This is a genomic window from Shimazuella alba, assembly GCF_009831235.1.
Taxonomy (GTDB): Bacteria; Bacillota; Bacilli; order Thermoactinomycetales; family Thermoactinomycetaceae; genus Shimazuella; species Shimazuella alba.
On the sequence record NZ_WUUL01000018.1, the window covers coordinates 20,840 to 45,629 of the forward strand.

Sequence of the window (24,790 nt, forward strand, 5' to 3'; positions counted from 1 at the left end):
AGCCCTATGGTAACGTTATCATTTATTTGTTCGCAGCAGCGGCTTTCGCTTTTTGTCGTTCGATGCGAATTTTTTCCAATTCACTTCCTTCATGGTAAGTAGGCAATTGGGGTTTTTTGGTTCCGATCATAACAAGGAACAAAGCTTCTTCATCTGTATGATTTTTTATTCCCCGATAAACACCTGGAGGTGTAGAGATACAATCCCTTGTATCAAGTGGGATTTCATATACTTCTTCGCCATCTTTTTCTTGAATGAGAGCAATAGCTTTTCCTTTTATGACAAAAAATACTTCTTCTACATCATGATGCAAATGAAGTGGACCCTCTGAACCTGGAGGAAGAAGCATGGTGCTTAACGTAAAACCTTCTGCTTTGATTACATTTTGATCATTATGCATGCCAGTACCTCCCCCGCCAATGTAGCGAATTTGTGCTCGACGATATTTAGGATCTACCTTTTCTTGGAAGGATAACACATTAAAATCAAATTCACGATCTTTTAGTCTGGCAACATATTTTTTTTCAAATTCCTGAACAAAACTAGATTTTTCTGTACTCATAGCTGAAACCCTCCATAATCCTCATAAGATATGTTTTATATAAAAAACAATGTTTTGCATTTGTTATTATTCTAGTACCACCTGATGAATGATGTCAACAATAATTATTTTATAATTTTAATCTGCTATCATTTTTCCATTAGTCTATTGATAACTTATAAAAAGAAACCAACAAAAAAATAGCGTTATGCTACGGTGTATATAAATATTATGCAAATAAAGAGTATAGAAAATAAATATTTTTGATAATCGATAAAGGAAACACAATATTGACAGTTTATAGGTACGGGTGATAGTATCTTAATATAAAAACACTGTTTTATATACAAAACAAAAATGAAATTCCTCATCAGAAAGGATGGATGAATTCCTAGTAAAACGAACGTAAAATCTCCTTTTCTATCTATAATTGTTGAAAGCGCTTCCTAAAGATATTCATCTTTGACCGTCTAGAAGTTTTTTTACTTGAGGAGCCAAGGAGGATTTTTCATGTTAAGCAAACAAATGCGTTGGGTGTATATCGCTCTGCCGATTTTTATGTTTTGGTTTTTGGGTCAAACGGATAAATTAGGAATATCCATCATCCAAACAGATCCACAATTTTTGCTGGATTTAGGACTTACTGGAGCAGATAAAAACGCCAAAATAGGTTTATTAACACTCGCTTTCACCATTGCTTACGCAGTATCCAATATTTTTTGGGGCTTTATCATAGATAAATTGGGTGCACGCAAAACTGCCATATTAGGTGTCTCTGTATGGACGATCACCATGGTTATGGCTGGTCTGTCTCAATCCTATGAAACATTTATGTTAAGCCGGATTCTCCTTGGTCTTGGGGAAGGAATGATGATTCCTGTTTCAAACAAATTTATTTCCAATTGGTTTCATAAACGAGAAACTGGACGTGCTCAAGCTTCTTGGATTTCTGGTAACTACCTAGGTCCAGCCATTGGCACCTTTGTTCTATCCATCGTACTTGCTTCTTTACATTGGCAAGGAGCATTTTATTTCTTGGCATTATGTAACTTATTGATTAATATACCTATGTTTCTCTTCATGACTCGTGATCTGCCAGAAGAACACAAAGGTTTGAGTAAAGAAGAATTGGCTTATATTCGTGCAGGCTATACAAGAAAAGAAAAAAACTCCAATAAAAACACACAAAACTTTGCACAAGACTTCCGTTATTGGATTGTCTGGGTTGGGATGTTAGTGGCTTCCTTCCTATTCTTTGGACTTAGCATCTGGTTACCTACGTACTTGATTCAAGGAAAAAATTTCTCAGCAGATAGTATGACAAGTATTACTTCCCTATCTTGGCTTTTTGCTCTCTCTTTCGTATTGATAAATGGTTACTTTGCAGATAAAACAAAACGACCTGCGTTACAAGCAACTCTCATGTTTGCTCTATGCGCCATTTTCTTAACTATCACCTTTACAACTTCAAATCCACTGTTAGCAGGGATTTGTTTGGGACTAGCTATGGGAACTCAAGGCGGCGTATTTCATCTGAGTAATTTGTTCATTGTAAAATACTCTACTCCAGAAACAGCAGGGAGAGCAGCTGGTTTAATGGGCTTCACCAATATTTTAGGCGGTTTCTCCAGCTATATTATGGGCTGGTTGCGTGATATTTCAAATGGAGACTTTGGTCCTTCTATCATTATGCTGATCATCGTTTCTATTGTCGGTTTTGTAGCTTACTTGTTCTCTTTAAAAAAAGAAGCCGAAGAAGTTCGTCTTTTAAAATCGTAATGAACGAAATCTAATAAAAGAAGGGATTATCTATGATTAAACCTGAAATTCGATTAGATGAGATGAAGCGAGAAGAGGTAGTAGAACATTTAAAGCAGACAGTTCGACCAGAAGAAGGCGTAATCCCAGCCTTTTTGTTGGGAGATCCTACCGTTTATAAGTTGGAGCATGAAAAAGTATTTATGAAGACTTGGGTCTTTCTAGGTCATGAATCGGAAGTCCCGAATAACGGCGATTATTTAACTCGTGATCTGGCTGGTTATTCTGTTATTATTGCCAGAGCAAATGATGGTGTCCTGCGTTCTTTCTACAATATGTGTACCCATAGAGGTATGAAATTATGTCGCGCTGACAAAGGAAACAAATCGCAGTTTACTTGCCCATATCATGGCTTTAACTTTAAAAACACTGGGGAATTGATTGGTGTTCCTCTTCAGAAAAACATTTATGGCGGACAGTTAGACTTTGATAAGTTGGCATTGCATGAAGTTACCATTGATACGTATAAAGGGCTTATCTTTGGAACATGGAACGATAATCCTGAGCCATTAAAAGAATTCCTTGGAGATTTTACATGGTATCTTGATATGGTAGTCGGCAGAGCAGAGATGGAGGTTTTGGGACCTCCTCAAAAATTTGTAGTTCACTCCCATTGGAAAATAGGGGCGGACAATTTTGTCAGTGACTCCTACCATACTATGGTCACACACGGTTCTATCGTTCAGTTAGGGATGGTTCCAAATGCTACTTACTCGAAAAAAGGATACCAAGTTCACACGAAAAATGGTCATGGTGGAAATATCGGTATGCCAAATCCTGATTTCGCCTTTTTAGAAGAACTTATCCCAGAGTATAAAAAGAATCTATCACCTGAACAATTTGACGTAATGTCTAATGTAAAAAACATTATTGGAACTATTTTTCCAAACTTATCATGCTTGGTATCCCATACCAGCGTCAAAGGACAGCTCATTTCCAATACTACCCTTCGATTATGGAAACCGATAGCACACGATAAAATGGAAGTAATCACATGGTTCCTTGTAGAAAAAGACGCTCCTGAAGAATGGAAGAAACGTTCCCGAGAGTCGTATATTTTAACATTTAGTCCTTCTGGTATCTTTGAGCAAGATGATACAGAAGTATTTACAGATATTACAGCAACTGCAACTGGTGTAGTCCCGTATGCGAAAAATTTCAACTACAACTACACGATGGGTATGCATCGAACACCCGTAACAGACTTTCCTGGGCCCGGTGTGGTGTATGACGACAAGTTTTCCGAAGCAGGCTCTCGTAACTACTACCGTTACTGGTTAGATATGATGGGAAGGTGATGGAGATGAATATAGAAACAATTACGGCGACTTATTTGTTTGAACGATGGTTATACAATGAAGCAAAAATCTTAGATGATATCGACTTTGATAGCTGGTTTGACTTGCTTCATCCAACCTTGCGTTATCAAATGCCCGTTCGTGTCAACAAAGAAGGCATCGAACGGCCTGATTACTCTACTGATATGTATGCTTTTGATGATGATATCGAAACGATGAAACTACGCATCGATCGTTTAAAAACCGATTATGCATGGGCAGAAATACCTCCCTCTCGTACTCGTCGGTTTGTCAGCAATGTGCAAATCCAAGAGTATCAGGAAAATAAAACGGCAGTCGTTCAAAGCTATCTTTTGATTTATCGAAATCGCTTAAACGATATTCATCATGACTTGATCTCTGGAGAACGTAATGATGAATTTACATATGTAGATGGAGCTTGGAAACTATCGAAACGTACATTCATCATTGATCAGACAACCATAAACACCAGAAATCTAGCGATTTTTGTTTAACCATCGGGAGATATTTCTCCCCTTTTTATTTGAAAAAATCGAAAAAGGAGTAGAGAAAATGAGTAAACCTTTGCTTGGAAATAACAGATTAAATCAACTCGCATTTGTAGTGAATGATATGGATGCAGCAACAGAGGCATTTGGAAAATTGCTTGGAATCCCTAAGCCAGAATGGTTTTTGACAGCATCCCATGAAATTTCCCATGTCATGTTTCGTGGACGATCATCCGATGCTCAAAGCAAGCTAGTCTTTATCGACACACCATCTGTGCAAATCGAATTGATCGAACCAAACGAAAAACCGAGCACGATGCGTGAATTTTTAGATACGGTTGGAGAAGGGATTCACCATATCGCTTTTGATGTAGATGATATTCAAGAGAAGCAACAAACCATGGAAAAACATGGATTCCCTGTCTTGCAGACAGGAGATTTTACTTCTAGTAATGGTCGGTATTCGTATGTAGATACAATCGCTTCCTATAAAACGCTCGTAGAGTTACTAGAGCGAGATGAACCTCAATTGATCAAACCAGTTGATCCTCTCTTTGAACCATTGTTAGGCACAAACAAAGTGACACAGCTTGCTATTGTGGTGAAAGATTTGGATAAAGCTGCTGAAGCTTACTGTACCTTACTTGGGGTAGAAAAACCAAATATAGTACTATCTGGAGCTAGTGATATTACAAAAATTGTATATAAAGGTCAGCATACCGAAGCGAAAGCAAGATTTATGTTCATCCAAACTCCTCTTATTGAACTAGAACTGATCGAACCTACCGATTCACCGAGCACTTGGAAAGAACATCTGGAAACCAAAGGAGAGGGCATTCATCATATTTCCTTTGTCGTAAATAATCTGGATGATAAAGTGAAACTCATGGACAAACTTGGTCACCCATTGATCCAAAAAGGGGATTTTTGGAATAGAAAAGGAAAGTATGCATATATCGATACTACTTCCACTTATAAAGTGATCATTGAGCTACTGGAGAAATTTTAGAGGTAACACCAAAAGGTATTGAATGATTTCCAACGCCTTTTTTAGATAAAAAAGCGGAGTCATTGTTCTTATTTCATAAAAAGCTGTCCCCACGATCAACGAGTTCACGAAAGTGGATTCATTGATCGCGGGGATGTGGCATGTCTCTATGAACGCAGGGAAGAGACGAAGGTCCAGGACTTCCCGAAGGCTTCGTTCATCAGGAAGTAGTTATAGTCAGTCGGTGGGAAGTCTCGCATGTCGGACTTCTGAAGGACATAGTTCCACGCATCACCTGCCTTCAGCTCTTCCCCCTCACGGAGGAGATCGAGCTGTTCGAACAGAAACAGGATGCAGCGGTCCATACGATCTGTCAGACGACGTTCCGAGTGCTGCTTCTGAAGTTCGGCGAACTTCCCCTTGATGATAGAAGAGAACGGTTGCTTGACGATGATCTCATCATTCGCAGTAGGGATGAAACCCTTGCCGCTGAACGCGACATACGTTCCATTCCACAGAAAGACACCTCGGCATCCTCCGCATCCGTCCATCTCCATGTTCACCAGCTGGGGATGCGAGCTATCCGACTGGTACTGGTTTTCACTCATCACTCTCTCCGATCAACAAAGACGCCTCAAATACTTATATCTAAAATATGATAAGTTCAATCCAAAATCAATAGTTCCCTTTTCACAAAATAGAAAAACATCATGTTGCATTGCTATATTCTTGATGCAGTGTTCTCTCCAGTTCTACTATCTTTCTCCTTGTTTGAGATGTATTCTCTCTATCCATCTGTCTGGTATACATAGCTAATTCTTGATACAAATCCTCTAACTTTTGCTCTAGCTCTTGATAGGTCATCCATACTCCTCCTAAAAATAAAAAGAGATCCAAGATTGTTGGACCACTCTTATACTATTTCTATTCATTCCGGTTTGGAATAGTAGTGAATCATTAACTTTATTCCACAATTTTTATAACCACGAAGTGATAAATTCACCATTTTGCATGATAGTTCCTGCAATTTACTGCAAAAATTAAATTTTGTTAAAATCCACTATGAAAGGTATTACATGTTCGACTTCCTTCCCCACCTTCCGACAGAGAACTCTCTCTTTTTAAATATAAGTGCTAAAAACCATGCTTACTTCTTTCTGTATGTCTAGTTTGTAATATGTACACATCGAAGTTCCACTCGTATATTGTTGAATTGACTCGTGACCAGATGGAAACCTTCGTTGTGCTCGCCGAGATCACGGTAAGAAATAGCTTCGACTACAACTTCAAGGAAGATCTGGTCAAGGTGCTCGATCGGACATACGACGAGGCACTGGTGGCAGGATTTCACGTCTTAATTCTCTCTCCCATCCAGCTCCTGATCCACTCAGGTGAATGGATGAAAATCAGATCAGACCACTGATTCACAATGCAACACGTGATCAGTGGTCTGGCTGCTTTTTGGAACTGTTTATGATCCATCTAATCTTTAACTAAAAAAGCGATCCTGCTTTTGGCTCGCTTGGTATTTTTCTATATGATACAAAAACATCCCACACCTCACTCATCTAAAATGAATACCAGCCATCTTAAATTATTCGATAAATCTTATGCCTCGTTTATCTTACTCATGTGATGATAGCAATAACTACACCTATAATAAAATTGCTATAACAATCAAACTTTATGTGAAGCTACTTCAAACCTGTGTGCAAATATAATCATACTTGCATTCATAAGCAAAAACACGATCGTAAAGTAAAACACATCTTGTATTTGAAATGTTGTAGCGACGAAACTTCCGAATATCGGACCAATGAGATTACCTAAAAAACGAGCAGAAGAATTTAACCCAAATGCTGTAGCTTGTAGTTCTTTGGGAGTCATCTTTTTGACCAATACATTTAAGGAAGGCAGCATCCCCCCAATAAACAGACCTAAGAAAAATCTACCAATCAATAACCCAGTAATGGTAGTAGCAAATATTTGCGGAATAAAAGCTACTGCACACATAATAAGGGAGAAAATCAGGATCTTACGCTGTCCTATTTTATCTCCCAAACGTCCTAGAATGGGAGAACCAATCAAATTAGCGACTCCTGTGATCGCACTTACAAGCCCTACCATGAAAGCCAAATGCGAGCCGTTGTAGATGGTTTTCGTATAGATTGGCAAAATTGGTTGAATACTCATCATCGCCATTTGTGTAATCGTTGAAGCAAGAAAAACTGGAAACAGCATCCGCAACGATTTCCAATTTCGTTTTGATTTCACAATGGTACCTTGTCCCAGTTGTTTGGGGTCAGTTTGTTTTACAAAAATCATGACAACTAAACCTGCAAGTAAAATCAAAACTCCTGTAAGAACAAATACGCCTCCATACCCCGTAATTTCCGACAGAATACCACCGATCAATGGTCCTATAAGCGCTCCTACAATTTGTCCTGTTTGAAGTGTTCCTAATACTTTACCAGAATTTTCATCTGGTGTAACCGAAGCTTGAAGAGAAATCGACATCGAAATAAAGCCGGAGAATATACCATTTGTCAGGCGCAAAAGAAGTAATTGCAGAGGAGATGTAACAAATGCCATCAAAATCGTTACAATACCCATCCCGATAGCAGAACGAAGCAACATCGTTTTCTGACCGTATTTATCTGCCAATACTCCCCATAGCGGTTGAAACAAAAAAGAGGTTAGGAATTGAGCGGAAAAAATCCATCCTGACCAATGTGCCACACTTTGCATATTATGTACACCTAATTGTTCCACATATAGAGGTAAAAAAGGAACTGCTAAGCTCATCCCTGCGGATATCAAAAAATTAGCCGGCCACAATATCCATAATACTCTTTTCCAATACATTCCTTTCACCTTCTATGATGTATACACAGAATGCTATTTCGCGTAATTTATCCATTGTGCACAAACCCTTATATCTGTTATATACGATTAAACATTTTGTTTTTGAATATTTTATCATTAGAAACTAAAACATCAAATAAACCCATACTTTCTGTCGTGATGAGTTTGATAATACATTTCTCGTACTACGAGTTATTAATTGTTAGACAATGCCTCCTAGTCGCATGAGAGTTAGGAGTCTCTTATGATTTCACCTATTGTCGTTACATCTAAATTCCTAAAGTGGGCAGTGAATCAGTCCGCTTAAGAACAAACCAATCCACTGCACCAAACCTAATTGGTTTGGTATGCCCCACCGTACTTGTTACTTCACTTGACGCTTCAGCTCCTCTGCTTCCGCGAGAAGCTGGACCCGTTCAGGGGAGTTGGCAAGTCTATTCCAGACCTCTTCTTCGCTAGCTCCTCTATTAGAGGCTTGGAAGAGGATGGAATCAGCTAGAAAATGCTTCTCCAGAGCCTGCGCTAGAAGATAGCAGATTCGTGCATCTCCTTGCACAACTGCCTGGCGAAGATCCTCCACTCGGGAAAAGAATGCTACTCCACCCTGAAGTGTCTCTTTGCTCCCAAGATCACTCAGGTTGTTGGAAATGATCTTACGAACCTGGTTATCATCGCGCACTTGGGGACGCCTAGAAATAGCCTTTGTTCGCCATCCATAGCACAGCACGATGTCCCGAATCGACCGACCAATGTGGTAGTTACCCCACCAATATGCGGAAGGAACAGTGGAATGCATCATTCTCCTTGTACGTTGGGACTATTTAAATAAAGATATTATATCATAGCATGGTCTAGAAATTTCAAAAATGCAGGAAGTGGATTAGCTAGTAAAAAACAACCTACCAAAGTAAGTTGTTTTTCATCTTATCTTTTCGCCATCAAATATAGAAAATAGGGCGCTCCTATAATCGTTACAATGATTCCAGCAGGGATGCCACTAGGATCTAATAGACTCCTTCCGATGGTATCGGAAACCAGAAGAAGGATAGAACCTAATACTGCTGCTATCGGAAGAAAGGACTGGTGACGTGGTCCCACTAGATTTCTTGCAATGTGCGGAGCCATAAGACCGATAAAAGCGATTCCTCCACTGACGGATACCGAAACAGCTGCAAGACTAACAGCGATCAGCAGTAAAAGTCTTCTTTCCCTCTCTACTTTCACACCAAGCCCGACGGAGACGTTCTCATTTAGATTTAATATGTTGAGAATATGCGCTTTCGAAAAAATAATTGGCGACAAGATCAATAACCATGGCAGCAGAGCGAGCACGAAGATCCAATCATCTCCCCAGATCCTACCTGCTATCCAGTTGGCGATAAACGCATTCTGTTCCTCTTCTAATCTAGCAGTAAGTGTGAAAATCAGACCATTGATGGCACTAGCCAGTCCGACCCCCACCAATACGAGACGAGTCGGCTCTACACCTTCTCCTCTTTTGAAAGATAATAAGTAGATGACAATCGTTGTAAGTATCCCCCCAACAAGTGCAAAGAACGGAAGCACATAAATAAAACTAGTTGCTTCACTGGAAAAGTACATGACGTAGATGACAACCATTAGACCTGCCCCTGCATTTATTCCGAGTATTCCAGGGTCAGATAATGGATTTCTCGTCACACTCTGTAAGATCGCTCCAGATAGAGCAAGTCCCATACCAGCTAGAATTGTTACTAAGATTCTAGGGAGTCGAAAACTAAAAAGGATCAAATTTTCTTGACTTGTTCCAAAACCAAAGATAGTTCTTCCCAGTTGTGATGGAGAAAGTGATATATAGCCTGTGGCAACACTTATAATAAAAGCGGATACAAGTACTACTACCGAAATAAAAAATATGAGACGCACTTTTTTTTGACTGGCTTGATGAATAATACTCATTGTCTTCTCCCTTCCCTTCTTGCAAGATAAAGAAAGAAAGGAATACCTATGATTGCCACAACAGCACCAATTGGTGTTTCAAATGGGGCATTAATCATTCTTGCCGCTGTATCTGATAGCACCAAGAGTATACTTCCAAAAACAGCAGAGCATGGAATAATCCAGCGATAGTCTGTACCAACTAAAAATCTTACCATATGAGGAACCATTAATCCGACAAAGGCCAGAGCACCCACTAATGAAACGGAGATACCCGCTAAAACTAACACAACTGCCATTAAAACAACTTTGATCAGTGTTGTACGTTCTCCAAGACCTTTAGCTATATCCTCCCCAAAACTAAGAATCGTTAGTTTTTTAGAAAAGACAATCGCAATCAAGATTCCTATGATCACAATGGGAACAGCTAGCCGTAATTGCATCCAGTTAGTGCCTGAAGTACTACCTATTTTCCAAATACTCAAGTCTTGTGTTAGATGAAAAACAAGTGCTACCCCGTCTGCTAAGGCTGTCAACAAATACATGACAGCAGAACCAGCTAAAATAACTCGAAGAGGGGATAGCCCGCCTCTTTTTATGGAACTTATCCCAAATACCATCCCTGCTCCAAGTCCAGCACCAAGGAACGTAGCGAACATGATCACTATATAAGAAGCATGAGCTTGAAATGCAAGTAAGCATGCCAAAGCAAACCCAGCACCAGCATTAATCCCTAACAAACCTGGTTCAGCCAAAGGATTCCTCGTTATCCCTTGCATAATAGCGCCGCTTACTGCAAGGGCAGCCCCTACTAATACAACCCCTAGTTCCCTTGGTAATCGAATACCAACAATGACTTGGTCTGCTTTTCCGCTCTCGTTGTAGTGAAATATGGAATTCCACACCGTAGCAAAATCGATATGAGCAGCACCGACAGAAATTGCAAATACCAAGCAAATAACGAGCACAAACAAACCGAGAATAATAACGGATAAACCAATAACTGGTCTGGAAACTATTTGTTTTTCGTCTGTCTGTTTATTCTTGATCAGCATAAATTGGTATCCTTTATGTGGAGATTATCATTTATTTCCCTTTTGCCAGTGATTGAACGATAAATTCCAATTCTTTCTCCAAAGAGATTGGATCATTAAAATAGAAAGAGGAAGAGTCAAAAAAGAATACATTTCCTTTTTGCACAGCCGGTATTTGTTTCCACACTGGTGTTTCCAAATAAGAATTATCTGCCGTAGCATCGCCTTTCCCAACAAACAAATAATCGCCTGCATATTGTGGAATCACTTCTGAGGAAATAGCTTTGTATCCCGGTCCAAAAACATCTTTTTCTACTTGTTTTGGTGCTTTAATACCAAGAGCTTGATAAATAATTTCGGTGCCACGACCCCAGTTATTCCCGTATACATACAATTCTTTCCCAAATGTTTCAAATACGGTTGAAGTTGCAGTATCGCCAATTGCTGCTTTCACTTTCGTTTTTGCTTCTGCTGTTTGCTTGTTCCATTTATCCACCCAAGCTTGCGCTTCTTTTTCTTTACCAAGTAATTTACCAATCTCGACATGTATTTGTGTATACGTATATTTTTCATATGTAAACGCAACAGTTGGAGCGATTTCTTGGTATTTTTTTACATTTTTATCATTTGAAGCTGCAATGATAAGATCAGGTTTTAAAGCGAGAATTTTTTCCAAAGAATCAACGGTTACAGTCTCTACATTTTTTAATTTATCTCCCAAAAATTTACTATTTTTTGCCCATTGGTCCACGCCGACTGGTGTGATTCCTAAAGAAAGGACATTACCAGCATAGGACGATGCCAATACTGCGACACGCTTTGGATTTGCAGGAACTTGAACAGGTCCTTTTTCAGATTGATAAGTTACTGTTTTTGGTTTAGAAGTATCATTTGTACTTGCTGTTCCTCCACACCCTGCCAGCAAACCCACTGCTAAAATAGCAATCAATAGAAACCCTATCACTCGATTTTGCTTCTTCATCTCAATTCATCCTCATTTATTATTTTCAATAAATGATAATCATTATCATTTAAGAGTAAAAAAAATATCAAACTATTACTTTTTCTTCTGCTGCATCAAAAATAGAATCAATTAAATCATATGTTAAACAGACTGGTTTCTTTGTCCTTGGGTCCTTGATAACCTCAGCGTCGATATGAAAAACATCACGTAGAGTAGCTGTAGTAATAACTTCTTCTGCACTACCTTCTTTGACAATCTGTCCATGTTTCATCGCAACGATACGATCAGCAAAACGGGCTGCATGATTTAGATCATGTAATACCATGACGATAGTGCGTTTTTCTTTTACATTTAACCATTTCAAAAGCTCTAAGATTTCCAATTGATGGGATAAGTCAAGGTATGTGGTCGGTTCATCTAACAAAATGATATCTGTTTCTTGTGCTAATGCCATCGCAATCCAAACTTTCTGTCTTTGACCACCAGACAATGAATCTACCACTTTGTGGCGAAAAGCATCTACTCCTGTCACTTGCAAAGCCCAATTAATCACTTCATGATCTTTTGCATTTAAACGAACACGTTTTTGATATGGAAATCTCCCATAAGACACCAATTCAGCAACAGTTAGACCTTCTGGAGCATCTGGAGATTGAGGTAAAATTGCCATTTTCTGAGCAATTTTTTTGGTAGATTCTTTGTGTATTTCTTTTCCATCAAGAAATACGGATCCAGATTTAGAGGGGTGAATTCGAGCGATAGTTTTCAGTAAGGTAGATTTGCCGCAACCGTTGGAACCAATTATGGTCGTGATCATACCATCTGTTATATGTAAACTAACATTTTTCACAATCTCTTGATCGCCATATGCAATATGTAGGTTTTTCGTATTTAACCGCGAAAGGGACATCTCTTCACCTCCTCCTTGTATTCCTTTTATATAAAAACTTATTTCTAGAATTAACATTGAGAATGATTATCAAACTCATGATTATTCTATGATGGCGCCAGGATTATGTCAACAGGAATATTCCAGATTAACAATGATTTATATCCTTTACCTTCTATCCTTTTTATACCATTTCCCAGAAGGTTCGTTCACTCTCCTAATGATTCTAATTGCAATTCTTCTATTAAGAAACTCGCTTCCTTGATTTCCATCATCCCTCGATTTTGGTACTCCCATCCATTATGCATCACATGCCTTATCAGCACTACGGCAATGCTCGGTTTATAAAAATGAATGAGCCAATTATCTTTCCAAGTGAAATACAGATCACAATAGGCAGTTTTCCATTTTACGGAATAAATCCGCAATCGAACGAAATCAGTTTTTTCATGGAGGACATAGAAAAATTCATGCCCATCTACCGATATTTTTTTGATGTCCTTACCAGATGTCTTCATGGAAAATTTACCTCCAAATGGGATTTACGAGATCTACGAAATTCCCTCTCTCTTTATCTATCAAATAGTAAAAAATAGAAAAAATAAAACCATATTTTACGTTTTATTAACGTAATTTTAGCAGGAAGTTCCACTCTTTCTCGTGAAATTGGTAGAAAGATTTTTTTTAGTCATTTATTTTTTATCATTTTATTTAGGATTATTTACAAATAACATTTTTTGTTTGGTCAAGGTATTCATGCGAAACAAAGGAATTCCATCATTCTACTTATTTTTTACTTTGGTTGTTAGTATGGTTGAAATAAGGCATCTTCTCAGATGAAAATATGAACTCTAAGCTCATTCACCTTTTTATAAAAAAATGAAATAATCTCCTTCTATTTCATAAAACTATTGAATAACAATTAGATTTGTATCATTATTAAAGTAGATAGATTGGAAATAAGATTTGCTATGAAGGAGATCTACATCATGTCTGTAAAATTAAATGACTCAAAAGTTAATCGCACAGAATTTATGATTTGGCATTACCAACATAGTATTACAAAGCGGAAGATTTTGCAGACTTGGAGACGAGACAAGCGGAAATTTCTTAAGTCTTTAATTTGGGAAAAAAGTACAGAAAACCAAACATCCTCCTATGCCGTTGAATTTTACAAAAATTTCAAATCCCTTCTATTTCAATCTTACCAAGAAGAGTTCCCCAATAACCGACCTACTTTGCTAGAGCTCTGTGATTGGCTATCGGACAACGCAGCGATCAGCAAATATATAGAAAATGAATTAGATGAACGCACTTGGCTAGATATAAGAAGGTGCGCAAAAATTTTAGTTGATGGTCGAATCAAATGATAATTTATAGAGAGCTTTATGTTATGAGCTAGACACAAAAGGAAAATGTTAGCATGGTTTGGAATAGAACCGAAAGGAGTTTTCTATCTGAATCTTTTTGAAAACGTAGGAAATCATCATCCACAGATGAATAAAACGAAGTTAGCACACTATCTAGACCCCAGCCTACCAAGATACCATCATATTTTAGGGGTAGTACGTAACATGCACGATCTACTACCCCGAATTAAAATTTCGCAAAAATGGAAATCTTTACTCATTGATGCTTGCCACCTGCATGATATTGGATACAGCACGAAATTAAATCAGTACAACTACCATCAATTGGATGGTGCTATCTTCGCATCAAAACAAGGGTATCCTAAATGTATCATCGCAACTTTGCTTTTCCATAGCTGTGCTTTCGAAGGAGTTTTGTATTCAAGACCGGATTTAAAAGAAATATATGTACATCATCTTTCCTTATTGGATGACAAAGATCGGATGTTTATTGATTTAGTTAGTTATTGTGATCTGCATACAACCGCAACTGGGGAAAGAACGACATTACAAGAAAGAATCGATGATGTGGCAGTGCGGTACGGAGAGGAACATGAGGTAACAAAGATCATGTTTGCTAATGAGCCTATTTTTGAGGAGATAATAGCTCGAGTGAAGACAATGATAAAGGGTTAAAAAATGTACTGCCCCTCTCACCACTGGCTGTGATGGAGGGGCTTGCAGAATTACCTCTTCTTACCGGTCTTCTGCTGCCGAATGTCAATGGCAGTTTGAGTCGACTCGGTGAGAGCCTCCTGCAAACGCCCGGTGTCCGTGTCCACAATGTCCCGATACATCTTCGGATTGGTCTCACGAAGCGACATCAAATCGATGGGACCTTCAGGACGAGGTTCTACTGGTTCGCCTACATAGACAACCCGTTCAACTCCCCGAATCTCCGCAGTAATTGCACCTGCCACCTTCTTCCCTATGGAACCACTCGTGGCCTTGGGAGCACCTGCGTGCCCGACAGGATAGACGGAACACCCAGTCTCGATCTGCAAACGAGCAGCCCCATTCTTGATTGGAGAAGGCAGATAATCTGCAGAGTCATCACGTTTGGGGATGCGACCTTCCGGATACATCGCCACATCCCCACCAGACTTCAGAATCTCAAGAGTCTGCTGATATGCCTTATTCGCATTGGCAGTACCTCGCTCCACCTTGATGAACTTCCCTCGCTTGAAGAATTTCTTTGCGAAAGGAACTTCCCACAGGAACTCGGCAGCCATGTAGTAGGGTTTTACTCCAAGGCAGTTCAGAGTATAGTGTGGTCCGAGGACATCACCCATCGTCGTGTGGTTGATGATGAACAGACGCCCATTGTTATGAGTTTTCATGTAGTCAGGAATACCCGACCACATCTTCATATGAAGGGTCCCGAGAACTTCGTTGAGCTGCCTGGCGTTGCGATACTTGATCTGGGTCTTGATCGACGGCCTGATCGGAACAATGTCCGTCATGGACAAACTCCTTGTTGAGTAGGGATAGAGCTAGATATAGATTATCATATTTATTGCGAATAATACTACAACACATACATTTCCAAATAGAGCTTTTTTACAAACCATCTCTTTTATATCTTTATGAGCAAGAAAACCCCGGTCTTCAGCGATGGGGATAAAAGCGAACGTCAAGCAAGGGATGGGTATTTTTTACTCCTCTCATAAACTTGACATTTTTTGAAAAAAGATCTTTATAAACATCTGTTCGCATGGTAATATTCACCATGAGCAAGCGATAATCAAGCTGCTTAAGTGATTAATAGAACATCTAAACCATGGGGATCACGGGGTTAGCTTAGTAATGAAGTAATCATGAGAGACTACCGTCCCAAGAATCCGCCACATTCATGCGTGGAGAGTGGTCAAAAGATGATCTCTTATATCTTGAGATAAAATAATGAGCGAAAGGGGCAAGAAAATTGAAGTTATCTGTTGAACAATTACAAAAAAGAATTGCAGTAGCAAGTAAACGCGAACCAGCTGACTTAGTAATTACCAATGGAAAAATCATCGATGTTTTTAACTTGAGTATCATCGAAGCAGATATAGCAATTGCGGATGGTTATATTGTTGGTATTGGAGATTACCAGGGGAAACAAGTGATCGATGCAAAGCAAAAATACATCTCTCCTGGTTTTATCGATGCACACGTACATATCGAATCCTCCATGGTTACCCCGGCTGAATTTGCCAAAGTAGTGTTGTCTCATGGAGTCACTTCTGTCATCACTGATCCACATGAAATTGCCAATGTGGTTGGTCAAGATGGGATCTCTTTTATGCTTTCTGATTCCGAAGATCTTCCCATGGATATTTTCGTTATGCTTCCTTCTAGCGTTCCTTGTACTTGCTTTGAAAATGCTGGAGCAACGTTACATGCACAAGACTTGGAGCCTTTCTTCAATCATCCAAGGGTACTAGGGCTCGCAGAAGTGATGGATTATCCTGCTGTTTTACAGGGCGTTGATCACATGATGAACAAATTATCCACTACCTTACAGCATCGAAATCATATCGATGGACATGCTGCTGGCTTGCAGCATGAAGCGATCAATGTATATCGAAGCGCAGGTATTTCCACGGACCACGAATGCATTTCAATCGAAGAAGCACTCAACCGCATACAGCGGGGAATGTTTGTATTTATCCGTGAAGGTTCTAGTGCCAAAGACCTCACTTCCCTGATCTCCGTGGTAAACGAAAAAAACGCGAGGCGATTTGCTTTTTGTACCGATGACAAACACCTTGACGATCTAATCGTAGAAGGTAGTATTGATCACAACGTACGGCTTGCCATTCAACATGGATTAGATCCACTTCTTGCCATCCAATTGGCCTCTCTCAATGCTGCTGAATGTTTTGGATTAAAGCAAAAAGGAGCTATCGCACCGGGTTATGAAGCAGACTTTTTGCTATTTCATGATCTCGAGCATATAAAGATAGATCAAGTATTTAAAGCAGGGAAACTCGTTGCAGAGCATGGCAAGGTGATAGAAACGGTCTCCAGACAAAATCCTATCTCTCCATCGATTACACAAACGGTACATATTCCAGATTTTCAAACCGATCAACTACAGATACCGATCAAAGGGATACAGGCAAATATGATCGGAATTCAGCCGAACAGCCTTGTCACCAAACATCTCATTGCAGATGTAAATATAACAGATGGCTGCTTTGTCCCATCTATCGAAAAAGATCAACTGAAAATCGCTGTGCTAGAACGCCACCATCTCACAGGAAATATCGGATTAGGGATTGTCTCTGGGCTGGGACTAACTTCGGGTGCCATCGCTTCAACAGTAGCTCATGATTCCCATAACCTTGTAGTAGCAGGAACCAACGATGAAGATATGGAAACAGCGATAGAAGCTATCCGTCAGATGCATGGCGGGCTAGTTGTGGTGAAAAACGGAAAAAAGCTCGCTTCTCTGAAGTTGGAAATCGCAGGTCTCATGAGTTCTCGTCCCTTTGAAGAAGTAAATCAAAATTTATCGCTGCTCCATCAAGCCCTGCACGAACTTGGTGCGCCAACTCATTTTCATCTATTTCCTACACTGTCATTCCTTTGTTTACCGGTAATCCCAGACATAAAGCTAACAGACAAAGGTCTTTTCAATGTTACAACGTTTCAGCATATTCCCGTGTCAGCTATTTCTTAAAGAACAAAACCGCTATCATCCGTGTATAACCGCTTTGCAAAGCGGTTTTTTCTGTGGAAAATATGAAATTTATCTAAAATAAGGTACAAATAACAGAAATTATTGTAAAATCATACCTATTCTGATAAGTGAAAGAAGGGTATGATGAAAAATTTCAAACCAAATATTCTCATCCTGCTGCTGATCTGTTTACTTTGTTATAGTGCCTCCCCTTCTCCCATTTCGTCTGCTAAAAATAAGACAGGCTTTACCGATTTAGGTAGTCAAATCAAAGGGATTACCATCTACGAAGCAGCATTTGGAAAAGATAAGCATGGAAATGGTGTCATATTTGCTGTTGTCACAGGCGAACCTGCACAATTTGCAGTAGTAGATATCAAAACAAGAAAGCTGCACAAATTGATCCCACTTGAATCAGCAACTGGTGCTTGGGCCATCACCGTAGCGACAGATGGAAAGGTATGGGTCGGAAGCTATCGAAACGGTCATGTATATTGCTATGATCCGAAAACCGAGATATTACAAGACCTAGGCCGTTCATCAGCCGATAGCGATGTACTATTTGGGCTAAGCAGCGGGCCCGATGGTTCTGTATATGGAGGTTCCTATGGAAAAGCTAAAATTTTTGGCTACACCAAAGATGGCAAACCAATTGCAATCGATTCTGTTTCCCCAGGAGATACATATACGCATGACACAATCTATAATCCTGACAAAAAAGCTCTTTATGCAGGTATAGGATCATCCAAAGCAAAAGTAATACAGATGGATATTCATACAAAAACGGTAAAACAAATTTTACCCAGTAAATATCAGTCGCAATCACAAGCTTATGATTTGAACTATATTGCAGGAAAGTTATTTGTCAAACTACATCCTGCTTTCCAAACGATTGTTTTGAATCCTGAAACACAGCAAGTAGAGACATTGACAGACGCTTCCACTAATAAAAAGACAGATGCTTTTCCCAGTGATTCGCGCGGAGTTTCTTCACTTTCACCAGATGGACGTTCTGTTTATTATTCCAACAAAGGCTTTTTATTACGTTACGATCTGAAGAATCGCTCTTTTTCTCCAGTAGTAAATGCCAAAAAGGAACCTATTTCCCTTCAAAAAAATCCTGTGATTGGCTGGTCTTGGGTAGAATTTAAGGAAAAAAATTATCCAGGCAAAACATTGGTCGGACTAGCTGGAAACTATGAAGGAAAAGCATTTCGCTATAACCCTCAAACCCATGCATTTGAATATTTTCAGTTGCCTTTTCCACCTCAACCAATTGATTTGTTTCATGTCATCGCTGCTCCTAAAGACGACATTTACACCAATGCTTACTTAAATGGAAGAATCGGTACTTTTCAAACAACAAATAACAGCGTAAAAGAAATAGGAAGATTGGGGCAAGTGGAAGGATGGACATGGCTAAACGGCAAATTATATGCTGGAACTTATCCAGATGGCAGGCTTATCGTCTATGATCCAAACAAACCTTGGAAAGACGAAGAAAATCCAAAAATACTATTTGCATTGAGAAAAGAACATGAACAAAATCGACCACTCGTTGTTATCACTGATAAGCATAATATTTACATGGGGACTACACCAGATTATGGGAAATTAGGTGGTGCACTAACTGTAGCAAATTCCAAAAAACCAGATAATCCTGTAGTTTATCGAAATATCGTTTCCGATCAAGCTGTCGCATCACTGACCTATTATCGTGGAAAGATTTGGGGAGGTACGAGTATTGAGGGCGGAGCCGGCACCCAGCCAAAAGCGAAAGCAGCAAAGTTATTTTGTTTTGATCCCAAGACAAACAAAAAAACAGGAGAATATTCACCACTGCTGCTGAAAACAGTTAAAAAAATTACAGCTTTGACAACCGGTGAAGACGGTAACATCTGGGGCATCGCCGATGGCTATGTCTTTGCTTTCAATCCCATCTTAAAAATTCCTGTCTTTCAAAAACAACTAGTTGAAAATGGCATTGGACAAGGGGCTGGTATCATAGTCCATCCCAATCATCACATGTATGCAGTCACCGATGGGCTCTTATTTTCGATCAGCCCTCTGCTAAAAGATGTCAAACACATCCCATATACAGCAGGCTTGTATCGGTTGAGCCTTCAAGGCAACTCTCTTTACATGAAAAACGGCACTGCTGTAACAACTGGGAAAAACTTGATTCGTTATACACCAAATGACCATGATGGTATTAAATTCGAGATACCATTTAAATCAAAGGTCAAATATCGTTTCTTTGACTTCTAGGATAAACTAAAAGTGCTCGAAAAAAGTAAAGACCTTAGGGTATCGACTATCCCTAAAGTCTTTACTATATGGGTCAATCATTGTAATCTAGTCCCAGCATGCAGCTGGGATTAATGTAATATACACACATGGAACGCTTTTACCGCTTTTTACGCCCTTGGAAAGGAACGCAAGTTAACTGCTTTACTTCAACCTAGGGGGTACTGCTGGTACTGCGACACATTGTGCAATCACACTACAGAGAACTTCATCCTCCCTGAAGGAGGTTCTCCCGAATAAATCTGGTCTCATCGAAGACCAAAGGGAGGGTAATACCAAATGCCATGCAATGAGGTCCAGGAAGAACTGTTGTTACTTGATCTCGGTGATCTCGTAACTCAGGTTCTTGCTTGTGGCCTTGAGAGCCTTCGCGAGGCAGTCGAGCGCGGCGGGGATGAGCTCGTCAATCTCATCGATAGAGACCGAGTTGTTCTCCGGAGTGCGCTTGTAGCCGTACTCCACGACCTTGTCGCAGAGCTCCACTTCTGCAGCGGACGCCAGCGGGTAGCTGAGACCCTGGATCTGCGGCCGTACACCGACTGCGTGAGCGGCCTTCAGAATGCAGTGGAGAGCCGCGATGGACGCGATCGCGAAAGTGCTGGGCGTAGCATCGCTCGCCTGGTCAGCCCAGGTCTTGAACGCCTGCTCGAACTTCTCCTGCTCCATGCTCTTCGCCATGGTTCCTCCAAATGAGGGTGGGAGTTCATTTATGGATGAACTCGACTACCACTTATTTTCATAATAAATTAAAAAAATGATTAAATCCAGTAAAAACTTCAGTTTACTTAGATGCTTATTTTTGCTCGATCAGCATCTAGATAAGTCAATTTGTGCACTTTTGGCTCAACCTTTTTACCATTTTCATAGCACGTTCAAACACTATCCTAGTAGAGGAAGTTAAAATATTTAATTTATACAATCTTCTCTAAAATATGACTAATCAACCCAAGTCGTAATTGTAGATTCTCTAATCCCTTCACCTGTTCATAAGTAAAAAATCCTCTGCCCGTTGTTTCTTGATCACCTGTAAAATCACAAATTTTCCTTACCTTTGCATGATAATGAACTTGATAGCTGACCGGGTACGGATACCGATATTCATTTGGCTTTTCAGCTAACACTTCCATCTGCTGGTAACCGATCAGAGCGGGCTTTTCTACTATTACCTTTGTTTCTTCATACACTTCTCTCACCAATGTCTCTTCTAAACTTTCCCCTTCTTCCACATGTCCACCAGGTAAGTCCCATCCTCGGTACAAATTTGCGAGCAGAATTTGCTTTTTATAAGTGATCAATCCAAAGACTGTTGTTATTTGTTCCATTGGCGGGAGGTCAGAAGATAAAACCTCGGAGATTTTATTTGGTTGGGGTAGCCATAGGACATCGTGATAAGTTTGTAGGACTTGCATCTTTTCTATCCTTTCTCTTCAATCTTTGAACGCGCTTCCATCAAATAGCATGTTTTTATGCTATTATGAATACGAAAGAAATACAAATTATAATAAAAGAGGGGACTTATGATAAGCATCTATGAGTTAAAACCAAAGTTTCAAAACTTACTTCGACCTTTGGTACAGAAACTTGCAAAGATAGGAGTAACTGCAAATCAAGTTACGATATTTGCGATGTTATTATCCATTGCAACAGGACTTATTGTTTTTGCTTTTTCATCCAATCCACTCATCCTTGTTATCGTACCAATTGTCCTTTTTTTTCGTATGGCACTTAACGCCATTGATGGTATGTTGGCACGAGAACATAATATGAAATCATCGCTTGGCAACTTCTTAAACGAACTTGGTGATGTTATTTCCGATACTGCATTATACCTTCCTTTTGCTTACCTTGCTGGTATCTTAGAACCTCTGATGCTGGCTGTCATCTTTTTAGCTATTCTCAGTGAAATGACTGGAGTCATGGGTGTGGTGATAGGAGCGAGTCGTCGTTATGATGGACCCATGGGGAAAAGTGATCGTGCTTTTGTCTTTGGTGTGCTCGCTATTATTTTAGCTTGTGGGGTTTCTGCTGGTATGTGGACAAGCATTCTTTTGGTCGTCCTTATTTTATTGATGGTACTTAATATTATTTTTCGTATCACTCGTGCATTAAAGGAGGTTAAAAATTGAACCACATTCCTCAAGGATTACTTACAGTTTTTATCGGAATATTTGTTGTACTTGTGATTGCTAGTATTATTACATTTGTTTTAACCAAATCAAAACCGGACAAGAATTTTCACGAATTGGTTCTCCGGATTAAATCATGGTGGATCATGGCTATTCTCTTCTCCATCGCCATCCTGATAAATAGAAATATATCTATTTTATTTTTTGCCTTTCTAAGCTTTTTGGCTCTCAAAGAATACTTTACGCTTATTCCGACCAAACGAGCTCATCGGGCAGTGCTCTTTTTTGCCTATCTTTCTATTCCTGTGCAATTTTACTGGATTTATATGCAATGGTATGGCATGTTTATCATTTTTATCCCTGTCTATATGTTTCTTCTCATTCCGCTAGTTCTCATCTTTATTGGGGAGAACAAAGGATTTTTAAAATCTGTCGGTTCTGTTCACTGGGGTATGATGATGATGCTTTTTGGACTGAGCCATATTTCATATTTGCTCGTGCTACCTCCTGAAAACGCTGTGGGAGCTGGCGGTGCAGGACTTATCTTATACCTAGTCGTGCTTACCCAAGGAAACGACGTCGCTCAGTACTTGTGGGGTAAATTGCTTGGGAAACATAAAGTAGTCCCGAAAGTAAGCCCAAATAAAACTTGGGAAGGATTAGTTGGCGGAGTGGCAACAACAGTTGGTCTCGCTTATTTATTAGCTCCATTTCTAACTCCCTTGAGCCCTCTTCACATTCTCTTTTCTGGGCTGATCATCGGTATTGGCGGATTTATTGGCGATGTAAACATATCTGCTTTGAAACGCGATATTGGAGTCAAAGACAGTGGGACAACCATCCCCGGGCATGGTGGAGTACTTGATCGAATCGATAGTCTCACCTTTACAGCCCCTATGTTTTTTCATTTTATCCGATATCTCTATTTCTAAATGAAAGGTGGGATAGGCAGTATTCCTTTTGATGTTATGTAACGGATGCTGCCTTCTTTATGAATGCGATTCGTATTTTATTTTCCCTTCTTATTATTCGCCCTTTAATACTGATCGTCATAGGAATCAGCGGAAGATATCGATTTCGTCTCCCAAAAAAAGGACCTGCCATTATTGTAGCTAACCACAATTCCCATTTGGATACATTGGTACTGATGACCTTATTTCCTCTTACGTTGACAAATCGCATCCGTCCAGTTGCAGCTGCTGATTACTTTCTAAAAAACCGGTTTCTCGCATGGTTTTCTCTAAACATTATGCACATACTGCCGATTCAACGTAACGGTGCGAAGAAGATCGATGACTTGTTTGCAAATGTACATGAAGCATTAAAAAATGGGGACATCGTGATTTTGTATCCCGAAGGAAGCCGAGGAGAACCGGAAAAACTGCAAAATTATAAAACTGGTATTTTTCATCTTGGTAGAGGATGCCCTGATGTTCCCATCTATCCTACTTTTATGCATGGACTTGGAAAAGCATTGCCAAAAGGAGATTTTCTTTTGGTTCCTTTTAACTGCAATGTGGTCGTCGGCGATCCTTTTTATTGGAATCCACAAAAGAAAGAATTTATGAATGAACTCAATAAACGCATGACAGATTTAGCTGATGAGGGGGATTTTCCTCCATGGGAATAGTAATTGCGAGTATACTTTGGGGATTTGCTGAGGCAACTCTCTTTTTTATCATACCAGATGTTTTACTCTCCGCAGTTGCCTTGCGTAGTGGAAAAAAAGCTTTCTATGCATGTTGCTATGCGTTACTTGGTGCATTAATTGGTGGTACCATTATGTACTTTTGGGGTGTAACCAATCCAGCGAGTAGTTACCAGATCGTAGAGAAAGTTCCTGCCATTGATCAAGCGATGATGCAAGAAGTAAAAACCAGCTTAGCTTCTGATGGACTCCTCTCAATGATATTAGGACCAGCAAAAGGAATACCTTATAAGATTTATGCTATTACTGCTTCTGGGGTAGGTATATCCTACGCAGCATTTCTGCTCTCCAGTATTCCTGCTCGATTTGGCCGCTTTTTTCTTGTAACTCTTCTTTCTTGGGCGATCGGGAAATATGCATTACCCAAATGGAGTTGTAAAAGTAAATTTATCATCTGGGCTGCAGCTTGGCTGATCATTTACACTCTCTATTTTTGGAACAATCCATCTTAGATAAAAGGGGCATCATGTCCCATCGAGGTATGAAAGATGAAAATCATTGATCATCGATTTGGTTCTTTCTTGCTTTCCAGATCCTACGATGGGCATGATCTTAGCTGGATGTTAAAGCTTTATATAATACTTCATGTATACCTCATCTTCATCTTCTTCTGCCCCTTCTATTCAATTTTTATTTATAAGAGACTATAATTTCTGTTTCACCATCTATCGCAAAGCCCCCTAAATCTGCTGGTAGTATCACAAAATCTCCCTTTGCAAAAGAAGTAGTTTTCATGAACTGTATAAAGTG

The 24,790-nt window shown here is 39.6% G+C and carries 25 protein-coding genes; 12 read left to right on the plus strand and 13 right to left on the minus strand.

Annotated elements, in window-relative coordinates:
• Positions 1-22: 22 nt before the first annotated feature.
• Positions 23-562 (minus strand): cupin domain-containing protein, encoded by a 540-nt coding sequence (locus GSM42_RS18795; RefSeq protein ID WP_160803088.1) that lies wholly within the window; start codon positions 560-562, stop codon positions 23-25.
• A 489-nt stretch (positions 563-1,051) separates the two neighbouring features.
• Here GSM42_RS18795 and GSM42_RS18800 point away from each other — a divergent pair, with 489 nt between their 5' ends.
• Genes GSM42_RS18800 through GSM42_RS18815 form a run of 4 tightly spaced genes read left to right on the plus strand, consistent with a single transcriptional unit; the run spans position 1,052 to position 5,175 of the window.
• Positions 1,052-2,320: an MFS transporter gene (locus GSM42_RS18800; protein ID WP_160803089.1), complete on the plus strand. Its 1,269-nt coding sequence runs from the start codon at positions 1,052-1,054 to the stop codon at positions 2,318-2,320.
• 32 nt (positions 2,321-2,352) lie between these two features.
• Positions 2,353-3,657 carry an aromatic ring-hydroxylating dioxygenase subunit alpha gene (locus tag GSM42_RS18805; RefSeq protein ID WP_160803090.1) on the plus strand — a complete coding sequence of 435 codons (1,305 nt, stop codon included), beginning with the start codon at positions 2,353-2,355 and terminating at the stop codon, positions 3,655-3,657.
• A 5-nt stretch (positions 3,658-3,662) separates the two neighbouring features.
• Positions 3,663-4,172, plus strand: a complete 510-nt coding sequence (locus GSM42_RS18810) for an aromatic-ring-hydroxylating dioxygenase subunit beta (protein WP_160803091.1) — start codon at positions 3,663-3,665, stop codon at positions 4,170-4,172.
• A 58-nt stretch (positions 4,173-4,230) separates the two neighbouring features.
• On the plus strand, positions 4,231-5,175 hold the full coding sequence (locus tag GSM42_RS18815; protein ID WP_160803092.1) for a VOC family protein: 945 nt from the start codon (positions 4,231-4,233) through the stop codon (positions 5,173-5,175).
• 146 nt (positions 5,176-5,321) lie between these two features.
• Here the strand turns inward: GSM42_RS18815 and GSM42_RS18820 are convergent, their stop codons facing one another.
• From GSM42_RS18820 to GSM42_RS18860, 9 genes are all read right to left on the minus strand, one after another.
• Positions 5,322-5,762: a hypothetical protein gene (locus GSM42_RS18820; protein ID WP_160803093.1), complete on the minus strand. Its 441-nt coding sequence runs from the start codon at positions 5,760-5,762 to the stop codon at positions 5,322-5,324.
• Positions 5,763-5,862: 100 nt separating this feature from the next.
• Positions 5,863-6,018: a hypothetical protein gene (locus tag GSM42_RS18825; RefSeq protein ID WP_160803094.1), complete on the minus strand. Its 156-nt coding sequence runs from the start codon at positions 6,016-6,018 to the stop codon at positions 5,863-5,865.
• An 813-nt stretch (positions 6,019-6,831) separates the two neighbouring features.
• The gene (locus GSM42_RS18830) at positions 6,832-8,019 is read right to left on the minus strand and encodes an MFS transporter (RefSeq protein ID WP_160803095.1); all 1,188 of its coding nucleotides are present in this window, start codon (positions 8,017-8,019) and stop codon (positions 6,832-6,834) included.
• 364 nt (positions 8,020-8,383) lie between these two features.
• Positions 8,384-8,818, minus strand: coding sequence for a hypothetical protein (locus tag GSM42_RS18835; RefSeq protein WP_160803096.1), 435 nt, complete (start codon positions 8,816-8,818; stop codon positions 8,384-8,386).
• Positions 8,819-8,943: 125 nt separating this feature from the next.
• A complete protein-coding gene (locus GSM42_RS18840) occupies positions 8,944-9,957 on the minus strand; it encodes a FecCD family ABC transporter permease (protein WP_202404994.1) in 1,014 nt (337 codons plus the stop codon).
• Positions 9,954-10,991 (minus strand): FecCD family ABC transporter permease, encoded by a 1,038-nt coding sequence (locus GSM42_RS18845; RefSeq protein WP_160803097.1) that lies wholly within the window; start codon positions 10,989-10,991, stop codon positions 9,954-9,956. Before GSM42_RS18845 ends, GSM42_RS18840 begins: the two co-directional genes overlap by 4 nt.
• 31 nt (positions 10,992-11,022) lie before the next feature.
• Positions 11,023-11,952: an iron-hydroxamate ABC transporter substrate-binding protein gene (locus GSM42_RS18850; protein ID WP_160803098.1), complete on the minus strand. Its 930-nt coding sequence runs from the start codon at positions 11,950-11,952 to the stop codon at positions 11,023-11,025.
• 67 nt (positions 11,953-12,019) lie between these two features.
• Positions 12,020-12,844 carry an ABC transporter ATP-binding protein gene (locus GSM42_RS18855; protein ID WP_160803099.1) on the minus strand — a complete coding sequence of 275 codons (825 nt, stop codon included), beginning with the start codon at positions 12,842-12,844 and terminating at the stop codon, positions 12,020-12,022.
• Between the two features lie 188 nt (positions 12,845-13,032).
• The gene (locus GSM42_RS18860) at positions 13,033-13,341 is read right to left on the minus strand and encodes a hypothetical protein (protein WP_160803100.1); all 309 of its coding nucleotides are present in this window, start codon (positions 13,339-13,341) and stop codon (positions 13,033-13,035) included.
• Positions 13,342-13,812: 471 nt separating this feature from the next.
• Between GSM42_RS18860 and GSM42_RS18865 the strand changes: the two genes are divergently transcribed.
• The gene (locus GSM42_RS18865) at positions 13,813-14,193 is read left to right on the plus strand and encodes a hypothetical protein (RefSeq protein WP_160803101.1); all 381 of its coding nucleotides are present in this window, start codon (positions 13,813-13,815) and stop codon (positions 14,191-14,193) included.
• 45 nt (positions 14,194-14,238) lie between these two features.
• The gene (locus tag GSM42_RS18870) at positions 14,239-14,868 is read left to right on the plus strand and encodes a hypothetical protein (RefSeq protein ID WP_160803102.1); all 630 of its coding nucleotides are present in this window, start codon (positions 14,239-14,241) and stop codon (positions 14,866-14,868) included.
• 50 nt (positions 14,869-14,918) lie between these two features.
• Here the strand turns inward: GSM42_RS18870 and GSM42_RS18875 are convergent, their stop codons facing one another.
• Positions 14,919-15,695, minus strand: coding sequence for a lysophospholipid acyltransferase family protein (locus GSM42_RS18875; protein WP_160803103.1), 777 nt, complete (start codon positions 15,693-15,695; stop codon positions 14,919-14,921).
• Between the two features lie 461 nt (positions 15,696-16,156).
• On the opposite strand from GSM42_RS18875, the gene ade reads away from it, so the two are divergent.
• The gene (gene ade / locus GSM42_RS18880; RefSeq protein ID WP_160803104.1) at positions 16,157-17,899 is read left to right on the plus strand and encodes an adenine deaminase; all 1,743 of its coding nucleotides are present in this window, start codon (positions 16,157-16,159) and stop codon (positions 17,897-17,899) included.
• 141 nt (positions 17,900-18,040) lie between these two features.
• Positions 18,041-20,167 (plus strand): PQQ-binding-like beta-propeller repeat protein, encoded by a 2,127-nt coding sequence (locus GSM42_RS18885; RefSeq protein ID WP_237446709.1) that lies wholly within the window; start codon positions 18,041-18,043, stop codon positions 20,165-20,167.
• Between the two features lie 351 nt (positions 20,168-20,518).
• On the opposite strand, the gene GSM42_RS18890 is transcribed toward GSM42_RS18885, so the two are convergent.
• Both GSM42_RS18890 and GSM42_RS18895 read right to left on the minus strand, forming a co-directional pair.
• Complete coding sequence (locus GSM42_RS18890) at positions 20,519-20,884, minus strand: hypothetical protein (RefSeq protein ID WP_160803106.1); 366 nt, start codon at positions 20,882-20,884, stop codon at positions 20,519-20,521.
• Between the two features lie 233 nt (positions 20,885-21,117).
• On the minus strand, positions 21,118-21,615 hold the full coding sequence (locus GSM42_RS18895) for an NUDIX domain-containing protein (RefSeq protein ID WP_160803107.1): 498 nt from the start codon (positions 21,613-21,615) through the stop codon (positions 21,118-21,120).
• 108 nt (positions 21,616-21,723) lie between these two features.
• On the opposite strand from GSM42_RS18895, the gene GSM42_RS18900 reads away from it, so the two are divergent.
• The 4 genes from GSM42_RS18900 to GSM42_RS18915 are packed head-to-tail and all read left to right on the plus strand — an operon-like array spanning position 21,724 to position 24,492.
• Complete coding sequence (locus tag GSM42_RS18900; RefSeq protein ID WP_202404995.1) at positions 21,724-22,332, plus strand: CDP-alcohol phosphatidyltransferase family protein; 609 nt, start codon at positions 21,724-21,726, stop codon at positions 22,330-22,332.
• Positions 22,329-23,264, plus strand: coding sequence for a phosphatidate cytidylyltransferase (locus GSM42_RS18905; RefSeq protein WP_202404996.1), 936 nt, complete (start codon positions 22,329-22,331; stop codon positions 23,262-23,264). The genes GSM42_RS18900 and GSM42_RS18905 overlap by 4 nt, the downstream gene beginning before the upstream one ends.
• A 59-nt stretch (positions 23,265-23,323) precedes the next feature.
• Positions 23,324-23,962 carry a lysophospholipid acyltransferase family protein gene (locus GSM42_RS18910; protein WP_160803108.1) on the plus strand — a complete coding sequence of 213 codons (639 nt, stop codon included), beginning with the start codon at positions 23,324-23,326 and terminating at the stop codon, positions 23,960-23,962.
• Positions 23,953-24,492: a hypothetical protein gene (locus GSM42_RS18915; RefSeq protein WP_160803109.1), complete on the plus strand. Its 540-nt coding sequence runs from the start codon at positions 23,953-23,955 to the stop codon at positions 24,490-24,492. The genes GSM42_RS18910 and GSM42_RS18915 overlap by 10 nt, the downstream gene beginning before the upstream one ends.
• The last annotated feature ends 298 nt before the right edge of the window (positions 24,493-24,790 follow it).